Source organism: Ruegeria sp. CDSB136 (assembly GCF_059610965.1).
On record NZ_JBXWOP010000021.1, the window covers coordinates 87,770 to 110,516 of the forward strand.

Genomic DNA, 22,747 nt, shown 5'->3' on the forward strand with positions numbered 1-22,747 from the left:
ACGTTTTGTGCGAAATCCTTTTTTTCTGTCAGGCAACGCGCAACGAAGTCGGACGTCCATCCAACAACAGTTGCACTACTGTAGGACACCTCCAAAGAACGGTGAACTCTTCACATTTTCGTTTTGCACAAACTGGAAAGGTGGAGAGAAAAGATGTCACAATTTGATTTGCTACCGACGCTGCGAAACCAATACCCGGCGACTACGGCTGCGGCACACAATTTGGTCTTACGTACGTCTGAGCTTTCAGTTGCCAGAAAGCACAAAGTTCAGATTTACGTTGACAAGACTCCTCGGGCGCTGATCGCCTTCGAAAACGGCCTTTGGGAAACCTTACTTTGGGCTGCCCGAGAATCCAATGCGACAAGCGCAGAGCGGCTGTTCAAATTCACAGCAAACTTCTTCGCTCAGTTCGCATTGGCATGTCCAACGTGGAATAACGTCCTGCCCGAAGTCACAGATTACTTGATTGCAGCAAGCAGCGCAGAAAAGTCCCTGCTTACTGACGCTGTCGACCAGGTCAAAAGAGAACAATCCATAATGATTGGCATCGGGCGCGAGAACCCATCGAACCGGACGAGCAAACAACAGTGAGCCGCTTTCGACTTTAACTGGGTCGCCGCAAGAAGAGGCACCCGGTGTTTTAGGGTAGCGACAGTAAACACATTGAATGGAGAAGAAAATGAAAGACCTTGATTCACAAGCTTGGGACATAGTTCTTTCGATAACGCCCAAAGACATATTGAAGTTCTACCAAAAGACTGACGACCTAAGTGATCTACACCAAAAAATTTATGAAGAGTTTCTGGTCAACGGTCGGTTTGCTTGCGTGCACCATGAGTTTTTCTTTTACTCAGATGCAGCTGAGCAGCAAGCCTATGTACTGCGTGTTCAAAGACTCACTGGGACCCAACCGGACTCTTTTCGGCGGTGATTCAAAGGATTGCGAAGGTTCTACCAGGTAACACGAGACTGGTCTTCAACCGGACGCAAGAGACGCCAAAAATATCACGATTGGCTGCAGATTGTTGGACGATTCAGGAAGAAAAAAACGGTTGAACCTTCGAAAATCGTGCTGTGTACGAGTAAGAACAACGAATTTTTCATTTGCCTGCGACTTTGCGAAAATCAAAACAGCAGTTTTGTCTCCTTCCATCACTTGCCAGAATCTACCGATTCAAAGGCGCTCCAACCCTGCACGGATCATTTCAACCAGGCCGCGCGCGAAGGGTAGATCGTTTATGTATTCGTCAATTGTGAAATCGCCGTTTACTTGAGGCAATTGTGCTCTGGCCAGCCCTGTTTCACCGGCGAGGCTATGCACCGCGGAAATAATCAAACGATCAATTAAATAGTCTCGCACATCTATTTGGCGTACTTTTTCGACAGCGGCCTTGAAGTCTCCTTTCTCAACGTCTTCCAAGCAAAGTGTAATCTGGGTCCAAGTTGGCAACATGGGATTCGCATCCGTCGCTTGTCGTACCAATTCTGCGCCTTTATTGGGGTCGCCGACAAATGCAATCCATCCTCCAGCCACAGCGAGCAGAAGATTGCCATTCGGATTGGCGCGAATTGCGGCATCAATTAATTGCAGAAAACTAGGTTTATCTCCATCCAATTGGGCATAGACGGCTGCTGCGATCAGAGCCTCCTGGCAATTTGGCTCAAAAGCCAGTGCTTTATCTGCGTGAGTTCGGCCATCTTCGACAACGGACTTCAGTCGTTTTTGTCCGACACCTACCTGTTCAACATATCCAAACGCCAAAAGTGCATGCGCCAAGCCACTGGTTGGGTTCTCCCTGACAGCGGCTTGCGACAGTTCCAACATTCGCGCCAAGCTGCTGACTTTATTTGCGCGAAGGTGGGTGTGGAACGCCAACAGAGCTTCATACACGTTTGAGTCCGAAGCTGGTCGCGTTTGAGCGTTTCTCGCAGCGTCGGTTGCAACAAACCCATATGCATCCGCAATGCAGACGGCGCAGCGCTGTGCGACGTCTTCTTGAGCTTCGAAAATATTGGCGTTGCTCAAAAAGATGTCTTTGCGCTCCGACCAAACTAGGTCACCGGTGTCTCTACGTTTCAATTGAACAACTATGCGCAAACACTCGCCATCTTCGCGAACCGTTCCTCCCAGAACATAATCGCAGCGCTCAAGCGAGTTATGTTCTTCCTGGGTTTGTGATTTAGAGTTTTCGGCCCTAAAACCTGTAAGTACCCGGACATAACCGAAACGGGCGAGTTCCAATGCAATCTCTTCTGGCAAACCATCGCGGAAAAAAATTGCACGCGCAGTCTCTGACCCTGAGAACGATCTAATGCCTAGCGTGGGCAACCATGGCGTTTGCTCATCAGTCAAACTCGCGTTATTTGCCTGAAATTCTCGAATGCGAAAGGTGGGTCGATACCGACCTTTTGGAACCGATATTTCTACCCTGTTTTTTCGACCAGAGGTCAAATAATAAAAATTTAATGCCTTTCGCAGTTTTACCGCTTCAGTTCGCACAACGGGATCAGTGTTGGGATCAAAGTCTGCGCCTCGTCCAAACACATCCATTGCCAACGCAGTGCCATGAAGTTCTTTACCCCTGCCGTCGATTTCACTTCTGACGAGGTGTTCAAAAAAAAATCTGTTGCGTTCGCTGACCGCGAAGTCACTCGAACCAACAATACGTTCCAGCTCTTCCAGGACCTCTTCTCTACTCACTTCTAAGGGCAAGAGTCACACCTTGGGGTCAGCCGCGCTAAATAACCTAAGTAGCACACTCTGGGTAGCACGACAAAGTAGACAACACCTTTTGGAAGTGATCGCCATCTCTAAGTTCGGCGTTTCGTGTTCCAACTTTTTTTACTGCGATAGCAACTGTTGCAAACGACCTGACGGGTGCGTTGGGCACAATGCGCTTTTCTACTGCATTTATGTGGGCAAAGCTGTCGTTCGAAGATTCTTTAAGGACGAAAATGCAAATGCGTGGTAGCTCCAGATTATGGCAACGACATCTGCGCGAAATCGACCGCCCATACCTTACGCATTTGCGGTTGTTGGTGTCCTTTTTGCTTCAATCTGTTTCGGACTGGTTCCCTATTTCAGCCGCAGCCTGACCGAGCAAGGCGTCGCACCCTATGCGGTCGCATTCTATCGCTACATTGTTGCGGCCGTTCTTTTGCTCCCAGTTCTCATCTTGCACCGAAAAGAATGGCGAGAGATCACTTGGGGCCTTTCAGCCGGAGCGGTAGTGGGGCTTGGTTGGATCGGATATGTAGCGGCGCTGGAGAAGTTGCCCACATCGACAGTGGGTGTGCTTTACATGACCTATCCGGTGTTCACCCTAGCTACTGCCTGGGCTGTATTTGGCGAACCTGGCTGACATCCACCTGGAACGCCACCTGCACTGTCCCGGTGATGGCCGAACCTACCTGGTTCTGGAAGACGGCGAGACCAAAAATGAACGGCCTGTCGAGTTCGAGATCCCGCGGGATGTATTGCGCATGATCGACGTTCATCTCAAATCTCGCTGTCCGGAACTCTGCCCCGCTGGAACGCCTTGGCTGTTTCCCCGCAGGGATGGTCAGCATTCGGTTGATCCCGGCGCTCTGGCTGCGCGCATCTCCAAACGGATCCGGAAGGAAACGGGGTTGGAGATGAACGCCCACCTGTTTCGACATTTCGCGGTGATGAACTGGCTCGACGCCAATCCCGGCGGCTACGAGGTTGCGCGCCGGTTGCTCGGGCATTCGGAGGTCAGCCACACCATCAACATGTATTCCGGTCTTGAGGCACGGTCGGCGACACGTGCCTTTGCTGACCTGATAGACGCCAAGAATCTGTCGGAACTCTATCACTCCAAGGTCGCAGATATGGCGCAGGCCTTATCGAACGTGTCACGGTCCAACATGAACGGGAAAGCGTGCAGATTGAGTTGGAGGGTGCACTAGCGGCGCTGATAGGGTTGACCCAGAATGAACAAAGCCGCCCTGAGGCGGCGTGTTCGAGACTCTGTTCGACCATGGTGGTTGCGGGAGCAGGATACCAACGATGTTTGCAGTCTCTGCTCTTTAGTACCGCATAGGCGCAATTCACATACTCGTTCAGGTTCTTCTGAGTCGCGTGACATGTGTCGAGGCTATTGCACTTATGCTCTATCGTCCGCTTCGCGCTGGCAAACGGACATCCGACAGAAACAGTCAGATGACCGCTTCTAGCCCAAGGCAGAAACGCCAAGTGAGTACGCAGAAAAACCTAATCGCACCAAAAAAACAGTTGTCAGTAATCCTACGCAGTTTCCGAGGATAGCGCCCATAAATTGATGTCCTCTTCCGCACTGACCTCATCAATCCTGAAGAGTTCCGCTTCGGTAAAATCCATATTTTCGACCGCACCGGCGCAATCCACGATCTGCTCGGGTCGCGAAGCGCCAATAAGGGCTGTCGTAATCCGGTCACCTCTCAGCACCCAAGCAAGCGCCATCTGAGCTAATGATTGACCGCGTGACGCCGCTATGTCGTTTAGAGCCTTGACACTCGTCAGTGAACGTTCATTGATCATACCGTCCAAGAGCGACTTGCCTTGGGTCGCCCGACTATCCGCAGGAATTTCGTTCAGATACTTCGATGTCAAAATGCCCTGTGCAAGAGGCGTGAACGCAATCGATCCGACGCCCATTTCGTCAAGCGTGTCCAATAGCCCGTCGTGTTCAACCCATCGGTTAAGCAGGTTGTAGGAAGGCTGATGGATCAGGCACGGTGTTCCAAGGTCTTTCAAGATGGCAAGCGCTTCGCGCGTTCTTTGCGAGTTGTAGCTTGAAATCCCCACATAGAGTGCGCGCCCGGAGCGCACGATATAGTCCAGAGCGCCCATAGTCTCTTCCAGTGGGGTATCCGGATCAAACCGGTGGGAATAAAAAATATCTGCGTAGTCGAGCCCCATCCGCTTGAGCGACTGATCACATGAGGCCACGAGATATTTCCGTGATCCCCACTCCCCATAAGGACCTGGCCACATGTCATAGCCAGCCTTGGTTGATATGATGAGTTCATCCCGATAGCCTGCGAAATCAGTTTTCAAAATTTCACCGAATGCTTCTTCCGCCGATCCCGGCGGCGGGCCATAATTATTTGCCAAATCAAAGTGTGTAATACCCAAATCAAAGGCAGTCCGGCAAAGCTCGCGCTTTGTCAGTTGCGGCGTATCCCCACCGAAATTGTGCCACAGCCCAAGGCTTATCGCGGATAGCTTTATGCCGGACTGACCGCAACGGCGATAGACCATTTGCTCGTAGCGGTCCGGATTGGGAAGAAATGGGCGCGGCCGAGGCTTTGGGGGGCGTTGTGATTTGCTCATCTGTCCATAATCCTAGATCATCACACCTTGTCAATTCAACGTGATAGTAACCGGCAATCAGCGAAGCCTGCCGTTTACCGAACATGCCTCAGACATTGTCAGCGCAGATTGTCAAAACGCAAACTAGTCCTCGAATAATGCGCGAACCTTCGACATGTCATACGCATGTTCCGTCAGGTTTTCAGGATCCCATTCGCTTCGCTCAGCTTCAAAAAAGTCCCCGCCGTATACGTGGATTGCTCAAGTCAACTTGGGGATAGGGTTTGTAAACGAGTGAATGAGGTCCTTACCAAGCGGAGCATATTCACCAGTCGACAATACTCGAGCCCCCGCCGCTTCGATGCGTCCGTTAGGGTCATCTGCTACGCGCCGCCAAAAAATGTTATCTTCTCTACCACCATAAATACCGATCACGGCCCACATTTCGTGATTATGGGGCATTATGGTCATTCCCGGCTTCCAGACGACGTTGACGATTGTCAGATCACTTGATTTGTAAATGGGAAAGATACCGCTGTCGGTCGGCTCTCCCAAGGCTTGCGTCACGCCCGAGGGATCGCGCATCGCCCGGTCCACCACCTCAGCCACCGATTTGTGAGACGCGTCCTGATCCACTGCGGTTCGGCAGTCCGCTACAAACTGTTCCATGTTCCACATATCTTCAGCCCCAAATTGCATACAATAAATGCAACAGAGTAGCACAGGCTGTAAAAAAAATCGAAATTGGAACCCAGATTGCAGCAGCATGGATCGGGTAACTAAGACTTCTAATGACTGCTTGGCCTGCTTAGCGTTCGTTCGCCAAATCAGGGAGATGTCTACTTTGCGGTACATCCGTCGATTGCATCGCTTACATTGGGCTATCTGTTTACTTAATCGAAAATGCGTTCGCCCTGCTCGTCAATCACCTGTTTCGCCTTTGCGATACTGAAGCTTTCGCCCTGATCCCGGGTTTCAAAGACATCCGCCCGGATCACTGTATGGGTCTTGCGATCTCCATCGATGGTCTTTTCTATACGGGCCAAAAGACGGTATTTGCCACCTTCGTGCATCAGGTCCGGAAAGATTTCGAACCCTCTGTAATAGACCGGCTCCGGCTCCGATTTTTCGCCACCACCGAAGAGTTTAGAGAAGAGGGACATTGGGCGGCTCCTTTCAGCGTTGCTATGACGGGAGACTAGCGCCGCTTAGGACAGGCGTGAAGCATGTCGTGCTATTAGAACATTTGTATTCGATCCGTTGGCACGGTCCTTGCGTTGCCTAATACCTCCAGATCCGCGGCAAAAATCCATTCCCCAGCACCACTCTCCCTTGTACGACGGTCCGAAACCGCCATTCTGACACGTTGCCGCCAACAACTGCGCTGAGCGCAACCTGCTCGTTCGTCAGGTTGCAGCGAATGGCAGATTCTAGTCGCCGTCGACACCTGCAGACCGCATCGACGCGGATTTGTGAACGGCTACGCCAATCATGACGAGGAGCACGCCGAGGACATCCACAGCGCTCGGAACCTGACGCAGGACCGTCGCGACTATGATCGTGGCGGTCGCTGGCAGATGAGCTAGAAGTAACGCGAAGCTGGCACGTGGCAAGCGGGCCATCGCGAGCTGATCGCAGACATAGGAGATGAACGAGGAACAGATGCCGACGCCGATCCCGGCCAGTACAAGCGAAGGCGCACCAAAATCGTCGAGGGCTTGCGGGAAACCGATGGGCATCACGAATATCAAGGCCGCTGTCATGACAGCGCCAAGGCGCTCCACACCGCCCGGCGCGCCACCTACGGAAATCGTGTGGCCGAAGATGATGTAGAGAACGAAAAGCGAGCCGTTCAGCAACGCCCAGAACAGGCTACGAAGATCAGAAATGAGATCAGGTCCATCTGCTGCCAGTAGCGACGGCATGTCAATTAGGAGGGTTGCGCCGATGATTGCGAAGGCAAAGGCAAGATAGTTGCGCCCAGTGCGTATGCCCAAAAGAGCAATAACGATGGTACCGACGAATTCGATGGCTGCAATTAGCGCAATCGGTAGCCGGTCGAAGCCCATCTTTCCTCCCAAGCCTGGGAAGAGGTCAGAGAAATCCGCAAAAAACGATCTTGGTAAACTTTCCAGGTTCGGTCAATTACATGCTTCATCTGGAGCATCGTTTTTTCAGGGAGTCACATTCACTAGGCTGGGCGAGCAAGAAAACGACTGGCGAAAGCGTAGACACAAATTATTTGAGAGAACGCGGGACAAACCGCCTGTGACTGCCACTCTGGCGGGGTGAGTAAAACTCAATTCAACATCTCCCCAATTTGGCCGACTCTCAACGCTCCGCCTTTAGCAACCTCAACATAGACACCCATGTCCGTATGACCCATCAACTTCCGAATTAGATAGGGTATCTTCAGGTCCCGCTTAGCCGTTTCCGGGTTCACTTCAGTGGCTGCAAACCTTTTCGTACGTGAGAGTATATTTAACTCAACATCGCCAAATCTAAAAACTGATCCAGCTTCATCCAACTCAGAAAATGGGGGCATACCGTCCATCTCGATATTCGCCCGGAAGCGCGCTGGGTGGACTTCCGCGTTCAGTTTTTCACCTAACTTTTCCACAGACGCCAGATTTAGAACGGATATCGCGTTCATCATTTTAGGTGACACGACAGATACATCTGTAAACCGATGCGGAGCAGACGAAACGAAATTTGGTGGTTCGAGGTCTTTTAGGTCGATCTCTGAAGACAGGAAACTTACCGCATTCATCCGATCTTCTGGTGCTTGCATATTAAAGCTTTGTGTTTTGCCGCTCGCTTTGATCTCAAGATATTGGGTCTCAATATCAAAATTTGCCTTAACGCCTGCAAGCGCAGCTTCATTCAACAAAACAACAAAGCGATCTTTCGGCAGTGGCTGAGGGTTTTGCGCGTCGAAACCGGAGTTGTAGCGCGCGAATCCGAACAGGCGATCACCAGGAATCCCCTCTCCCGCTCGTAGCGTCACGCTTTGCATGGGCTCAGCACTCAAGCCTTTTATTGGGTACCGGTTCAATCTGACGATAGAGAGCGTGTTCATACGTCTGCACCTGACCAAACGAGTTATACACGATCCTGCGTGGCCCGTGCTGTTTGACGCTATCTCCAATTCTCCAAGGTATCGACCAAATAATCTGTGAGTGCTTCAAAAGCGTGTTCGCTAAACCTGCTGGACACATTATTGCCGCGATTGCGGGCTGAACCAATTTTGGTCAATAGGGCCTCATAAATCCTAACTGCCAAATATACATGCGCATCAACGCAAATAAGTAAACTAAATAAAATCAATGACTAAAAAGCGGCGTTAACAACCTTACTAGGCTACCTGAGGTACGAACCTCAAAAAATTCTGGACTTGAGGTGCGTACCTCAAATAGCCTTGGAGGTATGCCGCGATTCGCACATCCTCGATTGACGGCGCAAAAAGGGAGGAATGGATGACTTACACAAAACTGGCCTCTGCCAGCGCAATAGTCCTTGCCGCTACTACTCTTTCTACCAAGGCAAATGCTGAAGATCTGACGCTCTGTTGGGCTGCATGGGACCCGGCCAACGCGCTTGTCGAGCTATCTAAGGAATTCGAAGCAGAATCCGGCCACTCGATGAACTTCGAATTTGTTCCCTGGCCAAATTTTGCGGACCGGATGCTGAATGAGTTGAACTCTGGGGGTAAGCTCTGCGACCTGCTGATTGGTGATAGCCAATGGATCGGCGGTGGCGCTGAAAACGGTCACTATGTTCAACTAAACGAATTCTTCGATGCTGAAGGCATCAGCATGGACGATTTTGCGCCAGCCACTGTCTACGCTTATTCAACTTGGCCCAAGGGCACACCAAACTACTATGCCCTGCCTGCGATGGGCGATGCGAATGGTTGGTTCTATCGTAAGGACTGGTTCGAAAACCCTGAAATCCAAGCCGCATACAAAGAGGCGACTGGACAAGATTTGCGCGAACCTCAATCTCAGAAAGAACTATTGCAGATCGCACAGTTCTTCCAAGGACGTGAGATCGACGGCAAGACGGTGTACGGGGCAGCGATCTTTACCGAGCGTGGCTCTGAAGGGATCACCATGGGTGTGACCGGAGCGCTTTATCCCTGGGGCTTCAAATACGAAAACACCCCGGGCTCATATGACATGGAAGGCGCGGTAAACTCACCCCAAGCGGTTGAAGCTCTGGAGTTCTACAAGGAATTCTACGAAACGGCGACGCCTCCGGGGTATACAAACTCTTACATGGGTGAGAGCTTGGACGCCTTTAAATCCGGTCAGGTCGCCATGGCAATGAACTGGTTCGCGTTCTTCCCAGGTCTTTATGCCGACCCCAATACCGGCGGTGACAAAATCGACTTCTTCGTGAACCCACCCCAAAATCAGGCAGGTTCGACGCTGGGCGGACAAGGTATCTCGGTTGTCAGCTACTCTGACAAACAGGACGCCGCTCTTGAGTACATTAAGTGGTTCGCGCAGCCAGAAGTGCAGGCCAAATGGTGGGAGCTGGGCGGCTACTCCGCACATAACTCGGTGCTGGAAGATCCCGGTTTCGTAGACAGCCAGCCTTTCGCCGGTGACTTCCTGGAAGCAATGGGCGGTGTGCAGGATTTCTGGCAAGAGCCTGCCTATGCGGAACTTCTGCTGGCAATGCAGAAACGCATCCACGACTACGTTGTAGCTGACCAAGGTACAGCTCAGGAAGCGTTGGATCTTCTGATCGAAGATTGGACGGAAGTCTTCGAAGACGAAGGCAAGCTGTAATCCGGACACAGGCAGGAGCGGGCGCAATCCCGCTCCACCTTCACCCGTGAGTCCTAAACCAACAAGAAGAACTGGCAAAGAGATGTCTGACAGGACCGTAGATCGCGTTGCGCGGGCAACGCCAGAGCGAGTTGCGCGAAAAATCCGAGGATTGTCCGACCGTGCGATCGCCTGGATATTCATCTCGCCGACGATCTTTCTATTGCTGGCGATCAACATCTTTCCGTTGATCTGGACTATCCAACTGAGCTTTACCAACTACAAGGCCAACCGGATCGGGCGTGAAGTCAAAGATGTCGGTTTCAGGAATTACGAGCGTATCCTGACAGACTCGGACACCTGGCTGAACATGCAGGCCACCGCGCATTTCCTGTTCTGGACGATCTTTTTCCAGGTCCTGATCGGGTTTACTCTGGCGTGGTTGATCAACAAGAAATTCAAGGGCAACGATCTTTGGACCACGATTATCGTGTTGCCAATGATGTTGTCCCCGGCCGTTGTCGGTAACTTCTGGAAGTTCCTGTATCAACCTCAAATCGGCTTGTTCAATTACATCGTGTCCTGGTTCACCGGCAAGGATCCGTCGAGCTTTGAAATGCTGGGATCAGTCACGTTGGCCCCATGGGCGATTGTGATTGTCGACACTTGGATGTGGACCCCATTCGTGATGCTGATCTGTCTGGCCGGGCTGCGTAGTATTCCCGACTACATCTACGAGGCGGCTGAGATCGACAGGGCCAGCAAGCTGCGACAGTTCTTCACGATTACCATCCCGATGGTCTTGCCGTTCCTGATGCTTGCTGTGCTGTTTCGAGGCATCGAGAACTTCAAGATGTTCGACCTCGTGGTTCAGCTAACCGGCGGAGGACCCGGTTCTGTAACGGAACTCACTTCGATCAACCTGAAACGCGAAGCCTTTGAGAAATGGCGTACGGGCTATGCGTCAGCCTATGCGATCATCCTTTTCGTCACCGTGTTCGGCCTTGCGTCGATCTACGTCAAAGCCCTGAACAAGGTGAAACAGAGATGAGCAGTTTTTCCGTCACCGAACCCTCGAACCGTTCCAAGTGGATCGCCGGTTTTCTGGTCATCACCTATGCGCTGATCACGATGATCCCGCTGGTGTGGATCTTGCTGACCGGCTTCAAGTCCCCGGCCGATGCGATTAGCTACCCGCCAAAGGTTGTCTTTGACCCAACGCTTGAAGGCTACGTCAATCTCTTCACCACTCGCACGCGGCAGACGCATGAATTTCTAGAAGCCAACCCACCGCAGAACTGGGCCGATGAGATCGTGCGCCAATACGACATGGTGATTGTTGGGCCATCAAAGTTCGGTGAGCGTTTTATGAATTCGGTTATCATCGGATTTGGTTCAACTTTCTTGAGTATCTTCCTTGGCACACTGGCCGCCTATGCGTTCAGCAGGTTTAAAGTCCCGCTTAAGGACGATCTACTGTTCTTCATCCTCAGTACGAGGATGATGCCCCCGGTCGCCGTTGCCATCCCAATTTTCCTGATGTTCAGAAACCTTGGATTGAGCGATACGCATCTGGGAATGATCCTGTTGTATACGGGCGTGAATATTTCCTTGGCGGTCTGGTTGCTAAAAGGGTTCATCGACGAAATCCCAAGAGAGTACGAAGAAGCGGCTCTAATAGATGGCTACACACGCTTTCAGGCTTTCTACAAAGTCGTGCTGCCACAAGCCGCAACGGGCATCGCTTCGACAGCTATCTTTTGCCTGATCTTCGCCTGGAATGAGTATGCGTTTGCTGTGCTGCTGACATCTGCGAATGCTCAGACTGCACCGCCCTTCATCCCGACCATTATCGGTATCGGTGGCCTGGACTGGCCTGCCGTGGCGGCTGGCGCCACCATATTCCTAATCCCGGTCATGATTTTCACCATCCTGATGCGCAAACATTTGCTGCGTGGGATCACATTCGGAGCCGTGCGCAAATGAGTGATTTTCTAACCGGATTGATGCGGCTCCGCCGCGGCCCATGGGAGATGGTCGCAACTATCCTTATCGCACTGGGTGTCTTCATGCTGATGCAGCCCTTTGTCCTGTGGGCCTTCACCTATTCTTTCATCGTCACGTTGATCGGAACCGTCATGTTTATCATCGTCAGCCATTTCCCGGAGTAGAAATGGCCCAGATCGTAGTCCAAAACGTAAAAAAGATGTTCGGCAATTTCACGGCTGTCCGCGAAAGCTCGTTCACGATTGAAGACGGTGAGTTTTTCATGCTGCTGGGGCCATCCGGTTGCGGAAAGACGACGACTCTACGGATGATCGCGGGATTGGAACTTCCAACATCGGGTGAAATCTATCTGGACGGAGAAGAAATCAGCCAGCGGCCACCGTCGGAGCGAGACATTGCCTTCGTGTTCCAGATGTTCGCGCTGTATCCTCACATGAACGTGCGCAAGAACATCAGCTACCCGCTAATATCGCAGGGTATGCCGCGCCCCGCCGTAAAAGCCAAAGTCGAGGAAGTCGCCGGAATTTTAGGGATAAACGACATACTGGATAGCCCAGTAGGTGGGCTTTCAGGCGGCGACAGGCAGCGTGTAGCGCTTGGACGCGCGATTGTTCGCGAACCCAAGGCGTTCATGATGGACGAACCTCTTGGTGCCCTGGATGCCGAATTTCGTGAGCACATGGCCGAAGAACTGCGCGCGCTTCATGATCGCATGGGCGCAACCACCGTTTACGTTACACACGATCAGTTGGAAGCCATGCAAATGGGGGACAAGATCGTAGTGATGAACAACGCTGTGATCGAGCAATTCGGCACACCTCAGGAAATCTACGACAAGCCGGCTACGATGTTCGTGGCGGATTTTATTGGGTCTCCTTCGATGAACTTCCTGCCGTTTCAGGGAAAGGTCGAACCCGGCTCGGAAATGGTCCGACTGAATGGCCATGACGAAGCCGTGCCCAAGCTGATGGAAGGGGCCGAAGGTGAATTGGTTTTTGGTGTCCGTCCCGAACATGTTTTTCTGTCGGATGCGAGCGCCTACCGGGCCAAGGTTCTGGCAGCGGAATATCTGGGAACCACTCAGATCGTGACGCTGCAAAGCCCGAACGGAGAACTGAAAGCCCGGATTGATGCACGCGAAGTCGTCAGTCCCGGTGAAACAGTAGGATTGGAGTTCCGCTCTCCCGCAGTAACCCTATTTGAAAAATCTACCGGGCGCGCTTTGAGATCCGCTCTGAACGACGAGGTACTAAGCAATGGCTGAAGTCGTTTTGGAGAATATCTCGAAGTCATTCGGCAATCTTAAAGCGGTGGATGATATTTCAATGACGATCCCCAACGGTGCCTTTGTGGTGTTGTTGGGTCCAACTGGTGCGGGAAAAACAACGACGCTGAGATTGATATCCGGACTTGAGAAACTGGATTCAGGAACGGTGCGTATAGCCGGGCGAGATGTTGGAATAGAAACGCCAGCCCAGCGCGATATAGCCATGGTCTTCCAGCAATACTCGCTGTACCCGCATATGACAGTGCGTGAAAACCTGTCTTTCCCTTTGCGTTCGCCGATCCTGAAGACACCAGAGGATGAGATCGCCAGGAAGGTTAACGAAGTCTCGGAGATCCTCCAGATCCCGCACAAACTGGACAACAAAGCCACTGAACTGTCTGGCGGCGAAATGCAGCGCGTTTCAATTGGACGGGCGCTTGTGCGCGACCCCCAGATATTCCTGATGGATGAACCCCTCAGCTCTTTGGACGCCAAGCTTCGGGCGGATTTGCGGGTAGAGCTGAAGAGAATTCAGGCAGATCTGGGATCAACCTTACTCTACGTGACCCATGATCAGGTCGAAGCCATGACAATGGCGACGCATATCGGCGTTTTGGAAAACGGTAGGCTAGTCCAGTACGGTACCCCTCGCGACATTTATGAAAATCCGGGCAGTGTTTACGTAGCCAGCAGGTTGGGCCTGCCACGGATAAACATCCTGCCGTCCGAGTTGTTCGGAGGCGATCACAAAGGCCCACAGATTGGTCTTCGCCCGGAAAACATAATTGAAGGCGAAGGCCGTGAAGCGCGTGTGATACGTGCTGAGCATCTGGGGGATCAAACGCGGCTGCACCTGGACTTGAATGGTCACCCTGTTGTGACTTTGATTGATGTCCATCAGGACTATCCCTCAGGAAAAATCATAAAAATCCGCCCACACAACCCATTGTATTTTGACGCGTCCGGCGCGCGAGTGAATTAAGGAGCAAAAGCATGGCCCAGTTCCTCAATACTAAAGAAACCTTGGTGACAGAGGCCATAGACGGCCTTTTGGCCTCCTCCGGGGGACGACTTACTCGGTTGGACGGCTACCCGCACATCAAGGTTGTTTACAGATCGGACTGGGACAAGTCGAAAGTCGCCTTGGTTTCTGGCGGAGGGTCTGGTCACGAACCCGCCCATGCAGGTTTTGTTGGCGCTGGTATGCTGACAGCTGCGGTTTGCGGTGAAGTGTTCGCCTCGCCATCGGTGGAGGCGGTTCTGGCGGGCATTCTTGCTGTCACGGGTGAGGTTGGATGCCTGCTGATCGTCAAGAATTACACCGGAGATCGGTTGAACTTTGGACTGGCAGCGGAACGGGCCCGTGCATTGGGCCGCAAGGTTGAAATGGTCGTCGTCGACGATGACATCGCCCTGCCCGACCTTCCGCAACCACGTGGCGTGGCGGGTACGTTGTTCGTTCACAAAATAGCCGGAGCGCTTGCTGAAAGCGGTGCTGATCTAGACACGGTCACCGCCGCAGCAAGACGCACCATAGCAAAGGTCGTCAGCATTGGTATGAGCTTGGACACCTGCACCGTTCCCGGGTCTCCGAAAGAAGACCGGATCGCACCCGGCAAAGCGGAGCTCGGCTTGGGCATCCACGGCGAGCCCGGCGTACAGCAAGTCGAATTCTCAAATGCTGTTTCGGCCATGTCCACGGTGGTGGAGAAGCTGAAGCTAAGGGTTGAGTCTGGGGATTGTGTAGCGTTGGTCAACAACCTCGGATCTACAACTCCGCTGGAAATGGCTGTCCTCACGCATGCGTTGTCCGAGACTGGTATTGCCCATCATATAATTGGCCCGGCACCAATGATGACATCGCTGGATATGCACGGGTTTTCTGTTTCTATTCTGCCTGTAGATCAAGACGATTTATCTGCGCTTGAAGCTCCTGTTGACCTGGCGGCTTGGCCCGGCGTCAATTCCGTCGACCCGATAAAAGTTGTACCATTGCCTGATGGCCTGACCCCAATCGATCCAATTCCTTCGAACAATCCCGCAACAAAGGAAACGATCACCCGGCTGTCTGAGTCGCTGATCAACGCCGAGAAAACCCTGAACGAGCTGGACGCGAAATCCGGAGATGGCGATACAGGAAGCACATTGGCGACTGCCGCAAGAGCATTGCAAGGTAGCCTTGATCGCATGCCGCTTGCTGATCTGACGCAATTGTTTCCAGCGTTGGGCAATGAGTTAAGCCAGACAATGGGTGGTTCTTCTGGTGTGATACTCGCAATCTTCTTCAATGCAGCTGGAGATGCCTGTGCGAGCGGGGCTTCGGTACCGAAGTCTCTGGTCGAAGGTTTGAATCGCGTCAGCCAGGTTGGGGGTGCCAAGGTCGGTGACAGGACAATGATTGACGCCCTGGCGCCGGCGCTTGCCGCACTGCCATCTGGTCTGACGCATGCGGCCGAGGCTGCCCGCGAAGGCGCGAACAACACCGCGAATATTCGTCGTGCGAAGGCGGGCCGGGCAGCCTATGTTCCCGAAGAAAACCTAGTTGGACATAACGATCCCGGCGCTGAGGCTGTTGCTTTATTGTTTGAAGGCTTGGCGCGGGAGATTGAGGGCTGAAGAACACGTGGAAGACCAAAAACAAAAACTAGAATTGGTGAAAAAGCCAACCGTAAACGACCTGGCGCGCGTCGCGGGTGTCAGTCTCGCAACTGTTGACCGAGTCTTGAACAGACGCCCCGGCGTGCGGGCCGTAACTGTACAGAAAGTACAAAGGGCAATTGATGAGCTGGGCTATGTGCGCGACACCGCTGCGGCCAACCTTGCGAGAAACCGAGTCTACAACTTCCTCTTTGTTCTGCCGGATACTGACAACGAGTTTGTGGAGGCAATCAGCAGTCAGATCGCAGAACAATCCCCTGACCAATTTATCGAGCGGACCCGCATTGCGATAAGGAAGGTCGCTCCGTTTGAGCCGCAAGATATCGTCAACATTCTGGATGCTGTCGACAGTTTGGATGTAGACGGAGTCGCAGTTTTTGGGCCCGAAACGCCTTCTGTCCGGGATGCTGTAAAAAGGCTCAGGGACAAAGGCGTTCCAGTGGTCGCCTTGGTGTCTGACTTGCCCAGTTCTGAGCGAGACCACTTTGTGGGAATCGATAACGTTTCGGCAGGACGAACCGCCGCTCAGCTGATGGGACGATTTGTGCATCGCGACGGCAAGGTCTTGGTTCTTACAGGCTCTCGTTTGGCGCGTGACCACCTCGAGCGTCGTCAAGGCTTTGATATTGTTGTGGCCGAGGAATTTCCGCACCTCCAAGTCGTAGCGTCTGTCGAGGGTCGGGATGACCCGGATCTGATTTACAGGATGATGCCCGAAATCTTTGAAACCTATCCAGATCTGGTCGGAATATACTCGTCAGCAGCGGGCAATGCGGGCCTGATACAATTTCTTTCAGAGAACAGGTTCAGCAAAGATCTGGTGATCATAGCACATGAGCTTACTCCACTCAGTCGTGAGGCGCTTAGGCTTGGCACATTTGACGCCTTAATCTCGCAAGACACCGGGCATATTGTTCGGTCTGCCGTCCGTCTATTGCGCGCTACTAAGGACAAGGTTCCATTCAACAAAGCGCAGGAACGCATCCGTATCGACATCTATCTGAAGGAAAATTTACCGCCATAGAGGCTTAGGGTTTGGGGAGGAAATTTTATGAAGACGATCAAAGGTCCAGCGTTGTTTCTGGCACAATTTGCGGGAGACGAAGCACCGTTCAATTCGTGGGATGCGATCACCAAATGGGCGGCGGATTGTGGATACAAGGGAGTTCAAGTTCCCAGTTGGGATGGCCGGTTATTCGACCTCGAACAGGCCGCGTCCAGCACCGGTTATTGCGATGACTTCAAAGGAAAAGCCCAAGAAAACGGCGTCGAAGTCACCGAACTTTCTACGCATCTTCAGGGCCAGCTTGTGGCCGTTCACCCAGCCTATGACAGCGCGTTTGATGGCTTTGCAGCCGCAAGTGTTCGGGGGAACCCGAAAGCCCGACAAGAATGGGCAGTAGACCAGGTCAAAAAGGCACTGTCAGCATCAAAGAACTTGGGCATTTCCGAACATGCAACATTCTCTGGCGCGCTGGCATGGCCCTATGTCTATCCTTGGCCGCAACGCCCTGCCGGCTTGATTGAAACGGCGTTTGATGAGCTGGCGCGCCGTTGGGTGCCGATCCTGAATCACGCCGAAGACTGCGGTGTCGATGTCTGCTACGAAATTCACCCCGGAGAGGACCTCCACGATGGTGTGACGTATGAGATGTTTCTGGATCGGACGGGAAATCACCCACGGGCCTGCATGCTATACGACCCGTCGCACTACGTGCTGCAATGCCTCGATTACCTGGACAATATCGACATCTACAAAGATAGAATCCGCATGTTCCATGTGAAAGATGCCGAGTTCAACCCAACTGGGCGGCAAGGTGTTTACTCAGGATATCAAAGCTGGGTCGATCGTGCCGGGCGGTTCCGGTCGCTTGGTGATGGCCAAGTGGATTTCAGCGCGGTCTTCTCAAAAATGGCCGCGAATGACTTTGATGGCTGGGCTGTGGTCGAATGGGAATGCTGCCTCAAACACCCCGAGGACGGAGCGCGTGAAGGCGCTCAGTTCGTGTCCGATCATATCATCCGTGTAACCGAGAAAGCCTTTGATGATTTCGCTGACGGTGGCGCGGACGAAGCGGCCAATCGTAAAATGCTGGGGATTGAGTGATGGTCACAGGACGCAGTGAGGAAGCTTCAGGTCGCATTCGCCTTGGCATGGTTGGCGGCGGAAACGACGCCTTCATAGGGGGTGTTCATCGCATAGCTGCACGACTGGACGACAAGTTCGAGCTGGTTGCCGGTGCTTTGTCTTCGACGCCAGAGAAATCTCTTGAAAGTGGTCAGGCATTGGGGCTCGAACGGGTCTATGAAGACTTCAAACAAATGGCGATCAGGGAAGCTCGGTTGAAATCTGGAATCGAGGCGGTCTCAATTGTCACGCCAAATCACGTTCACTATGCAGCCGCACGTGAGTTCCTGAAACGCGGTATTCATGTCATTTGTGACAAGCCACTCACCTCGACTCTCGCCGATGCAAAAAAACTGGTCAAAGCAGCAGAAAGCGCGAATGCCCTATTCATTTTGACCCACAATTACACGGGCTATCCGATGGTTCGGCAGGCGCGTGAAATGGTCGCTAACGGAGATATCGGCAAGATCCGCGTGGTTCAGGTTGAATACCCACAGGACTGGCTTACCGAGCACCAGGATTTCAAACAGGCGGAATGGCGAACCGATCCTGAACGCTCTGGCGCTGGTGGATCAACCGGCGACATCGGAACCCACGCTTACAACCTCGCTTGCTTTGTAACCGGGCTGAAGGCGGAAAGCCTGGCGGCGGACTTGCAGGCCTTTGTGCCCGGACGCAAAGTCGATGACAACGCGCACGTCTTGCTTCGCTTCGAAGGCGGAGCGCGTGGTATGCTGTGGTCTTCTCAGGTCGCTCCCGGCAACGAAAACGCACTCCGATTGCGGGTCTATGGCGAAAAAGGTGGGCTGGAGTGGACTCAGGAAGATCCTAACTACCTGTGGTTTACACCTTACAACGAACCAAAGCGGCTGATCACCCGAAATGGAGCTGGGGCCGGTGATGCTGCCAACCGGCTAAGTAGAGTTCCACCTGGACATCCCGAGGGATATCTTGAAGGTTTCGCCAATATATATGGAGAGGCTGCTGAGGTGATCCAAGCTTTCCGAAACGGGATTTCACCTGACACTTCGGTTGTTTATCCAACGGTCCATGATGGACTCAATGGTGTAAAGTTTGTAGCTGCATGCGTGCAAAGCTCTTCAAGGAATGCGGCTTGGGTCAGCTTAACTTAAAGACTGGTTGTTGGCATAAGGCAGACATCTTGGGAGGCATCGAGCGTGTCTGCAAATAAAACGAAGCGCGCGCAACCTATAGATGCACGCTCCGGTACAACGAACCGTGAAAGTCACTGAAGAGGTTTTATGTGACCCGAAGAACCATTCGACTTCCGTCCGGGTCTACTAGATGGCAATGTCCACTTTGTCCGCATAGCGGACATTTGGCGAAGAACGCTCAAGGTCTGCTGTGCGGACATACCCGCCGTTGCCGTCAGAACACTTAGAGATTGCTCCCGCCCCCATTGGGCAAACAAGTCATCGTTGGCCCGAGCGTAGCGTATCGCGCCGGCCACCCCATGTCCGATCAGTGCGAGACGATCGCGAGCCCCGCGAATATGAGCGCGCCGCCTGTCCAATCGCGCGGCTCTAGCCCTTCGCCGATACTGTAGGCGTAGGTCAGTACGATCAGTGTCTCAAGCGCAATTATTATTAGATACAGCTCGGAAAGTGGAACTGTACGCATCAGCACCACCTCGGACTGGGTGGCGGCAAGTAAACCCAGAATAATCAGAGCGAGCGCCACCGCCGTCCATTCGGCTGAGGCCAGTTTCATTCCGATGGTTGCAACGCCATACCCCCCTGCCGCCAAGACGGCCAAGGTCAGTGGTTTCAACGCCAGAAGCTCCATGTTTCAAATCCTTCACCGTGCGCAAAAAAACGCGCACCTCGCATGAACCAACATTCTCTGCGCAGGATTTTAGCATCCGTATTATGGCGCATCAGTGAAGCCGATTACTTTATTTTAGCGAAGTGAAAGCCGGTAAGAGTATTGCTTATTCAGATGAAGCGAAAAGCTGCTACCCCCCTTCGAAACGGATGCTGCGCCTGACCCAAAGTCTGAAAAGGGCTCGGCGCGTTCAATCGCCGAAATGTCGCGAGCGACCGCTCTGCGGACAAACCAGCCCTTTGCATTGAACACCGCAGTGTTCACAGACAGAATAACTATGCTTGGGCAGTGCAAGGCATTTGCGCAGGGTAAAGCGAAACAAAATGCTACAATTTGACAAGCCAAAGCGAATAAACGAATTGAGTTTTATCACAGGTCGTCAGAAGCTTTGTCTTTAGCAGCCTTTATTGAGATTAGGTTAACGTTTGTCCATACAGCGGTTTATGCCTTGTGTAATAGCCAGCCACGGACCACCTAAAAAGCTAATAGACTTGGTAAATCACGAGGAAATCCTGATGAAGAAGGCACTGATAGCCAGCTTGCTCGGAAGCTCAATTTTCTTGACCGCATGCGGAGTACCGGCAACGCCAACTCAGGCACAAGTCCAACATGATGCTCGTTGCGCCGGAGGTGTTTTAGGTGGTGCTGCTATTGGTGGAATAGTTGGAAATCGCTTCGGCGGCGGGACAGGCAATGCCTTGGCTACGGCAGCCGGCGCTGGGCTTGGAATGTATGCAGGTCAATCGGTTTGTAACTGAAGAATGCATACTGAAGGGCAGGCAGGGCACTGCTCGGATAACTAACCTGTTCCTTGGGATACTCGCGGTTCTGCGCTTCTCCGAAGAGCCAGAGTTGAAGATGGACCTCCGATTTGGGCTCGACGCAATCATTCGATCAGATCTGAAGAACGGCTGCCATGCGGGAAATGACAATGATGCCTTTGTCTCCGCTCTGCGCTTTCGCAAATTCTGAGACTCTGATAGCATCTTCACGCAAGTTACTTCCTTCAAAAAAATAGTGGCCACTAGCCAAATGATGGCCATAGTGTACTGCGCGTTTCATTGGTCGTAGTGAGGTCGAAATGCTCGCAGACATGCGAGATATAGTTCAAAAGGCTCTCCCACTTGGGGGGCTTGCGCTAATATTCCTGTTAGGGGTGCTGACGCTCAGCCCATTCCTTCCTGCATTGTTATGGGCCCTTTTTATTTCGGTCGCCATTTTGCCCTTTCATGCGCAGCTTACAAACCAACTTGGACAAAGACGTGTACTGGCGACTGGCCTTACTGTCGTCGGGTTGATACTCATCGTACTTGTCCCGATGTTGTTACTTTTTCGCTCCGTTGTAGGGATTTTGCCAGAATTAGCGATTGCCGCCGCAAACAGAGACAGCCTTGAATGGATTGGCGTTGATCTTCCCGCCGGTATCTCCGCAACTTGGCGCGATCTTTGGATAGGAATACGAGATGACTTGGAGGCGTTGCGCACTTTGATTGGCGACGATCTGCGTTTGCTTCTCTCGACAATTGTGTTCGAAGGTCGGTTAATCGGTTATTTTGTTTTAGAGTTTTTGCTGGGCCTGATCCTTGCGGGAGTAATTCTACATAACTCGCAGTATCTCAGCCTGCTCGCAGGCAAGGCGGCACTAAAACTTGGAGGAACGCGGGTCGCCGACCTTGGTGCTCGCTCGATCCTAACGATCCGCTATACCGTGCTTGGTGTTCTTGGATCAGCGGCTGTACAGGCCTGTGTAGCTGCTTTCGCATACTGGCTCGTCGGCGCGCCACATTGGCCACTCCTGGCGTTCGCAACCTTTATGCTTGGCCTTCTGCAAGTCGGCCCGATCCTGATTTGGGCACCACTTTCGATCTGGCTTTGGATGAATGATCAGTCGGTCATGGCGACCTTTATGGTTCTCTGGGGGCTTGTCGCGGTTGGGCTTTCCGACAACCTCGTAAAAGCACTTGTTGTATCGCGCGGAGCGGACTTGCCGGCAATTCTGGTTTTTCTTGGCGCTATCGGCGGGCTACTTTTTTGGGGAGTCGTTGGGGTATTCCTCGGTCCTGTCATTCTTGCACTGTGTCTCGAGTTGATTCTTTGGTGGCTCGGCGCGGAACGCTCCGATGACGAGGTTCGAGAGCTGAACGAAGAAGACCTCCAATAGCCTGAATCTGTTTGGAAAGGTTCTGAAGGGAACACCATGCGACCGATGCCCTTGCAGACTGCGTAGCGAATTCCGAATAAATCACTGGCTTCCTCGATCCTTAAGTGCCGACATGTCTGGCAACGGGGCAGCGTTCGCTTTTACCTTAATGAGCACCTACTTCAGAACCGAACCACGTCCCAATCGTCTCGCGCGTTCACTCTGATCGACAAGGTGGTGCTGACACCGTCTGAAGATGGATATGACATTGATCTGCATGGAGATCTTGCCGGCATTCTCGCCTTAGCAACTGATAAAAAAGCTAAAACCGCCCAAGTCGACATGGCTGAGGCGGTTTCGCAAATATCGTTGGTTGCGGGAGCAGGATTTGAACCTGCGACCTTCAGGTTATGAGCCTGACGAGCTACCGGGCTGCTCCATCCCGCGACACTTTTGATGACCTAGCGCTTACGCTACTTGAGGTCTTGTGTTGGCCTACCGCCTATTCGGCTACTTGAGACCGGGTAGTGTTTTTTCATCGTCAGAGAGAAGGGGGATTTTGCTAGGTTTGGCGGTGACCTACTCTCCCGGGGCTTAAGCCCAAGTACCA

At 52.6% G+C, this 22,747-nt stretch carries 23 protein-coding genes and 1 tRNA gene; 16 read left to right on the forward strand and 8 right to left on the reverse strand.

What is annotated here, in order from left to right:
• Window positions 1-153: 153 nt before the first annotated feature.
• Window positions 154-594 carry a hypothetical protein gene (locus tag AC2FIR_RS20195; RefSeq protein ID WP_496762983.1) on the forward strand — a complete coding sequence of 147 codons (441 nt, stop codon included), beginning with the start codon at window positions 154-156 and terminating at the stop codon, window positions 592-594.
• 88 nt (window positions 595-682) lie between these two features.
• Complete coding sequence (locus AC2FIR_RS20200; protein WP_170617602.1) at window positions 683-934, forward strand: hypothetical protein; 252 nt, start codon at window positions 683-685, stop codon at window positions 932-934.
• A gap of 243 nt (window positions 935-1,177) precedes the next feature.
• Here the strand turns inward: AC2FIR_RS20200 and AC2FIR_RS20205 are convergent, their stop codons facing one another.
• Window positions 1,178-2,716: a hypothetical protein gene (locus AC2FIR_RS20205; RefSeq protein ID WP_496762985.1), complete on the reverse strand. Its 1,539-nt coding sequence runs from the start codon at window positions 2,714-2,716 to the stop codon at window positions 1,178-1,180.
• Window positions 2,717-2,984: 268 nt separating this feature from the next.
• On the opposite strand from AC2FIR_RS20205, the gene AC2FIR_RS20210 reads away from it, so the two are divergent.
• Window positions 2,985-3,365 (forward strand): EamA family transporter, encoded by a 381-nt coding sequence (locus tag AC2FIR_RS20210; protein ID WP_496747701.1) that lies wholly within the window; start codon window positions 2,985-2,987, stop codon window positions 3,363-3,365.
• The gene (locus tag AC2FIR_RS20215; protein WP_496747699.1) at window positions 3,349-3,933 is read left to right on the forward strand and encodes a site-specific integrase; all 585 of its coding nucleotides are present in this window, start codon (window positions 3,349-3,351) and stop codon (window positions 3,931-3,933) included. The genes AC2FIR_RS20210 and AC2FIR_RS20215 overlap by 17 nt, the downstream gene beginning before the upstream one ends.
• A 337-nt stretch (window positions 3,934-4,270) precedes the next feature.
• On the opposite strand, the gene mgrA is transcribed toward AC2FIR_RS20215, so the two are convergent.
• The 5 genes from mgrA to AC2FIR_RS20240 form a co-directional block, all read right to left on the reverse strand.
• Window positions 4,271-5,338, reverse strand: a complete 1,068-nt coding sequence (gene mgrA / locus AC2FIR_RS20220; RefSeq protein ID WP_496747698.1) for an L-glyceraldehyde 3-phosphate reductase — start codon at window positions 5,336-5,338, stop codon at window positions 4,271-4,273.
• 240 nt (window positions 5,339-5,578) lie between these two features.
• Window positions 5,579-5,986, reverse strand: a complete 408-nt coding sequence (locus tag AC2FIR_RS20225) for a hypothetical protein (RefSeq protein WP_496747697.1) — start codon at window positions 5,984-5,986, stop codon at window positions 5,579-5,581.
• Window positions 5,987-6,210: 224 nt separating this feature from the next.
• Window positions 6,211-6,480 (reverse strand): HlyU family transcriptional regulator, encoded by a 270-nt coding sequence (locus AC2FIR_RS20230; protein ID WP_170825407.1) that lies wholly within the window; start codon window positions 6,478-6,480, stop codon window positions 6,211-6,213.
• Between the two features lie 267 nt (window positions 6,481-6,747).
• Window positions 6,748-7,386, reverse strand: coding sequence for an EamA family transporter (locus AC2FIR_RS20235; RefSeq protein ID WP_496747695.1), 639 nt, complete (start codon window positions 7,384-7,386; stop codon window positions 6,748-6,750).
• 230 nt (window positions 7,387-7,616) lie between these two features.
• On the reverse strand, window positions 7,617-8,396 hold the full coding sequence (locus AC2FIR_RS20240) for an MOSC domain-containing protein (protein ID WP_496747694.1): 780 nt from the start codon (window positions 8,394-8,396) through the stop codon (window positions 7,617-7,619).
• A gap of 397 nt (window positions 8,397-8,793) precedes the next feature.
• Here AC2FIR_RS20240 and AC2FIR_RS20245 point away from each other — a divergent pair, with 397 nt between their 5' ends.
• The 10 genes from AC2FIR_RS20245 (at window position 8,794) to AC2FIR_RS20290 (ending at window position 19,285) form a co-directional block, all read left to right on the forward strand.
• Window positions 8,794-10,113 (forward strand): ABC transporter substrate-binding protein, encoded by a 1,320-nt coding sequence (locus AC2FIR_RS20245; RefSeq protein ID WP_480915407.1) that lies wholly within the window; start codon window positions 8,794-8,796, stop codon window positions 10,111-10,113.
• 82 nt (window positions 10,114-10,195) lie between these two features.
• The gene (locus tag AC2FIR_RS20250; protein ID WP_480915410.1) at window positions 10,196-11,143 is read left to right on the forward strand and encodes a carbohydrate ABC transporter permease; all 948 of its coding nucleotides are present in this window, start codon (window positions 10,196-10,198) and stop codon (window positions 11,141-11,143) included.
• On the forward strand, window positions 11,140-12,078 hold the full coding sequence (locus tag AC2FIR_RS20255; protein WP_480915412.1) for a carbohydrate ABC transporter permease: 939 nt from the start codon (window positions 11,140-11,142) through the stop codon (window positions 12,076-12,078). Before AC2FIR_RS20250 ends, AC2FIR_RS20255 begins: the two co-directional genes overlap by 4 nt.
• Window positions 12,075-12,263 (forward strand): hypothetical protein, encoded by a 189-nt coding sequence (locus AC2FIR_RS20260; RefSeq protein WP_010442360.1) that lies wholly within the window; start codon window positions 12,075-12,077, stop codon window positions 12,261-12,263. Before AC2FIR_RS20255 ends, AC2FIR_RS20260 begins: the two co-directional genes overlap by 4 nt.
• Window positions 12,264-12,265: 2 nt before the next feature.
• Window positions 12,266-13,363, forward strand: coding sequence for an ABC transporter ATP-binding protein (locus tag AC2FIR_RS20265; protein ID WP_480527090.1), 1,098 nt, complete (start codon window positions 12,266-12,268; stop codon window positions 13,361-13,363).
• Window positions 13,356-14,348: an ABC transporter ATP-binding protein gene (locus AC2FIR_RS20270; RefSeq protein WP_170681415.1), complete on the forward strand. Its 993-nt coding sequence runs from the start codon at window positions 13,356-13,358 to the stop codon at window positions 14,346-14,348. The genes AC2FIR_RS20265 and AC2FIR_RS20270 overlap by 8 nt, the downstream gene beginning before the upstream one ends.
• An 11-nt stretch (window positions 14,349-14,359) precedes the next feature.
• Complete coding sequence (locus AC2FIR_RS20275) at window positions 14,360-15,982, forward strand: dihydroxyacetone kinase subunit DhaK (RefSeq protein ID WP_496747692.1); 1,623 nt, start codon at window positions 14,360-14,362, stop codon at window positions 15,980-15,982.
• Between the two features lie 7 nt (window positions 15,983-15,989).
• A complete protein-coding gene (locus AC2FIR_RS20280) occupies window positions 15,990-17,048 on the forward strand; it encodes a LacI family DNA-binding transcriptional regulator (RefSeq protein WP_480915418.1) in 1,059 nt (352 codons plus the stop codon).
• A gap of 27 nt (window positions 17,049-17,075) precedes the next feature.
• Window positions 17,076-18,131, forward strand: a complete 1,056-nt coding sequence (locus AC2FIR_RS20285) for a sugar phosphate isomerase/epimerase family protein (protein ID WP_496747691.1) — start codon at window positions 17,076-17,078, stop codon at window positions 18,129-18,131.
• Complete coding sequence (locus AC2FIR_RS20290) at window positions 18,131-19,285, forward strand: Gfo/Idh/MocA family protein (protein ID WP_496762988.1); 1,155 nt, start codon at window positions 18,131-18,133, stop codon at window positions 19,283-19,285. The genes AC2FIR_RS20285 and AC2FIR_RS20290 overlap by 1 nt, the downstream gene beginning before the upstream one ends.
• A 349-nt stretch (window positions 19,286-19,634) precedes the next feature.
• On the opposite strand, the gene AC2FIR_RS20295 is transcribed toward AC2FIR_RS20290, so the two are convergent.
• Window positions 19,635-19,958 carry a 5-aminolevulinate synthase gene (locus AC2FIR_RS20295; RefSeq protein ID WP_170615128.1) on the reverse strand — a complete coding sequence of 108 codons (324 nt, stop codon included), beginning with the start codon at window positions 19,956-19,958 and terminating at the stop codon, window positions 19,635-19,637.
• 698 nt (window positions 19,959-20,656) lie between these two features.
• Here AC2FIR_RS20295 and AC2FIR_RS20300 point away from each other — a divergent pair.
• Window positions 20,657-20,755 carry a hypothetical protein gene (locus AC2FIR_RS20300; protein ID WP_480491811.1) on the forward strand — a complete coding sequence of 33 codons (99 nt, stop codon included), beginning with the start codon at window positions 20,657-20,659 and terminating at the stop codon, window positions 20,753-20,755.
• Window positions 20,756-21,078: 323 nt separating this feature from the next.
• Entirely contained in the window at window positions 21,079-22,158 is a 1,080-nt protein-coding gene (locus AC2FIR_RS20305; RefSeq protein WP_170615126.1) for an AI-2E family transporter, read from the forward strand.
• Between the two features lie 349 nt (window positions 22,159-22,507).
• Here the strand turns inward: AC2FIR_RS20305 and AC2FIR_RS20310 are convergent.
• A tRNA-Met gene (locus tag AC2FIR_RS20310) sits at window positions 22,508-22,584 on the reverse strand.
• Between the last annotated feature and the right edge of the window lie 163 nt (window positions 22,585-22,747).

What these genes read in the sequence shown, in the direction of transcription:
- AC2FIR_RS20270 (WP_170681415.1), top strand. Translation starts at nt 13,356, where the DNA reads ATGGCTGAAGTCGTTTTGGAGAATATCTCGAAGTCATTCGGCAATCTT.
- AC2FIR_RS20250 (WP_480915410.1), top strand. Translation starts at nt 10,196, where the DNA reads ATGTCTGACAGGACCGTAGATCGCGTTGCGCGGGCAACGCCAGAGCGA.
- AC2FIR_RS20245 (WP_480915407.1), top strand. Translation starts at nt 8,794, where the DNA reads ATGACTTACACAAAACTGGCCTCTGCCAGCGCAATAGTCCTTGCCGCT.
- AC2FIR_RS20210 (WP_496747701.1), top strand. Translation starts at nt 2,985, where the DNA reads ATGGCAACGACATCTGCGCGAAATCGACCGCCCATACCTTACGCATTT.
- AC2FIR_RS20225 (WP_496747697.1), bottom strand. Translation starts at nt 5,986, where the DNA reads ATGGAACAGTTTGTAGCGGACTGCCGAACCGCAGTGGATCAGGACGCG.
- AC2FIR_RS20240 (WP_496747694.1), bottom strand. Translation starts at nt 8,396, where the DNA reads ATGAACACGCTCTCTATCGTCAGATTGAACCGGTACCCAATAAAAGGC.
- mgrA (WP_496747698.1), bottom strand. Translation starts at nt 5,338, where the DNA reads ATGAGCAAATCACAACGCCCCCCAAAGCCTCGGCCGCGCCCATTTCTT.
- AC2FIR_RS20290 (WP_496762988.1), top strand. Translation starts at nt 18,131, where the DNA reads ATGGTCACAGGACGCAGTGAGGAAGCTTCAGGTCGCATTCGCCTTGGC.
- AC2FIR_RS20235 (WP_496747695.1), bottom strand. Translation starts at nt 7,386, where the DNA reads ATGGGCTTCGACCGGCTACCGATTGCGCTAATTGCAGCCATCGAATTC.
- AC2FIR_RS20275 (WP_496747692.1), top strand. Translation starts at nt 14,360, where the DNA reads ATGGCCCAGTTCCTCAATACTAAAGAAACCTTGGTGACAGAGGCCATA.
- AC2FIR_RS20305 (WP_170615126.1), top strand. Translation starts at nt 21,079, where the DNA reads ATGCTCGCAGACATGCGAGATATAGTTCAAAAGGCTCTCCCACTTGGG.
- AC2FIR_RS20260 (WP_010442360.1), top strand. Translation starts at nt 12,075, where the DNA reads ATGAGTGATTTTCTAACCGGATTGATGCGGCTCCGCCGCGGCCCATGG.
- AC2FIR_RS20295 (WP_170615128.1), bottom strand. Translation starts at nt 19,958, where the DNA reads ATGGAGCTTCTGGCGTTGAAACCACTGACCTTGGCCGTCTTGGCGGCA.
- AC2FIR_RS20255 (WP_480915412.1), top strand. Translation starts at nt 11,140, where the DNA reads ATGAGCAGTTTTTCCGTCACCGAACCCTCGAACCGTTCCAAGTGGATC.
- AC2FIR_RS20265 (WP_480527090.1), top strand. Translation starts at nt 12,266, where the DNA reads ATGGCCCAGATCGTAGTCCAAAACGTAAAAAAGATGTTCGGCAATTTC.
- AC2FIR_RS20285 (WP_496747691.1), top strand. Translation starts at nt 17,076, where the DNA reads ATGAAGACGATCAAAGGTCCAGCGTTGTTTCTGGCACAATTTGCGGGA.
- AC2FIR_RS20195 (WP_496762983.1), top strand. Translation starts at nt 154, where the DNA reads ATGTCACAATTTGATTTGCTACCGACGCTGCGAAACCAATACCCGGCG.
- AC2FIR_RS20200 (WP_170617602.1), top strand. Translation starts at nt 683, where the DNA reads ATGAAAGACCTTGATTCACAAGCTTGGGACATAGTTCTTTCGATAACG.
- AC2FIR_RS20230 (WP_170825407.1), bottom strand. Translation starts at nt 6,480, where the DNA reads ATGTCCCTCTTCTCTAAACTCTTCGGTGGTGGCGAAAAATCGGAGCCG.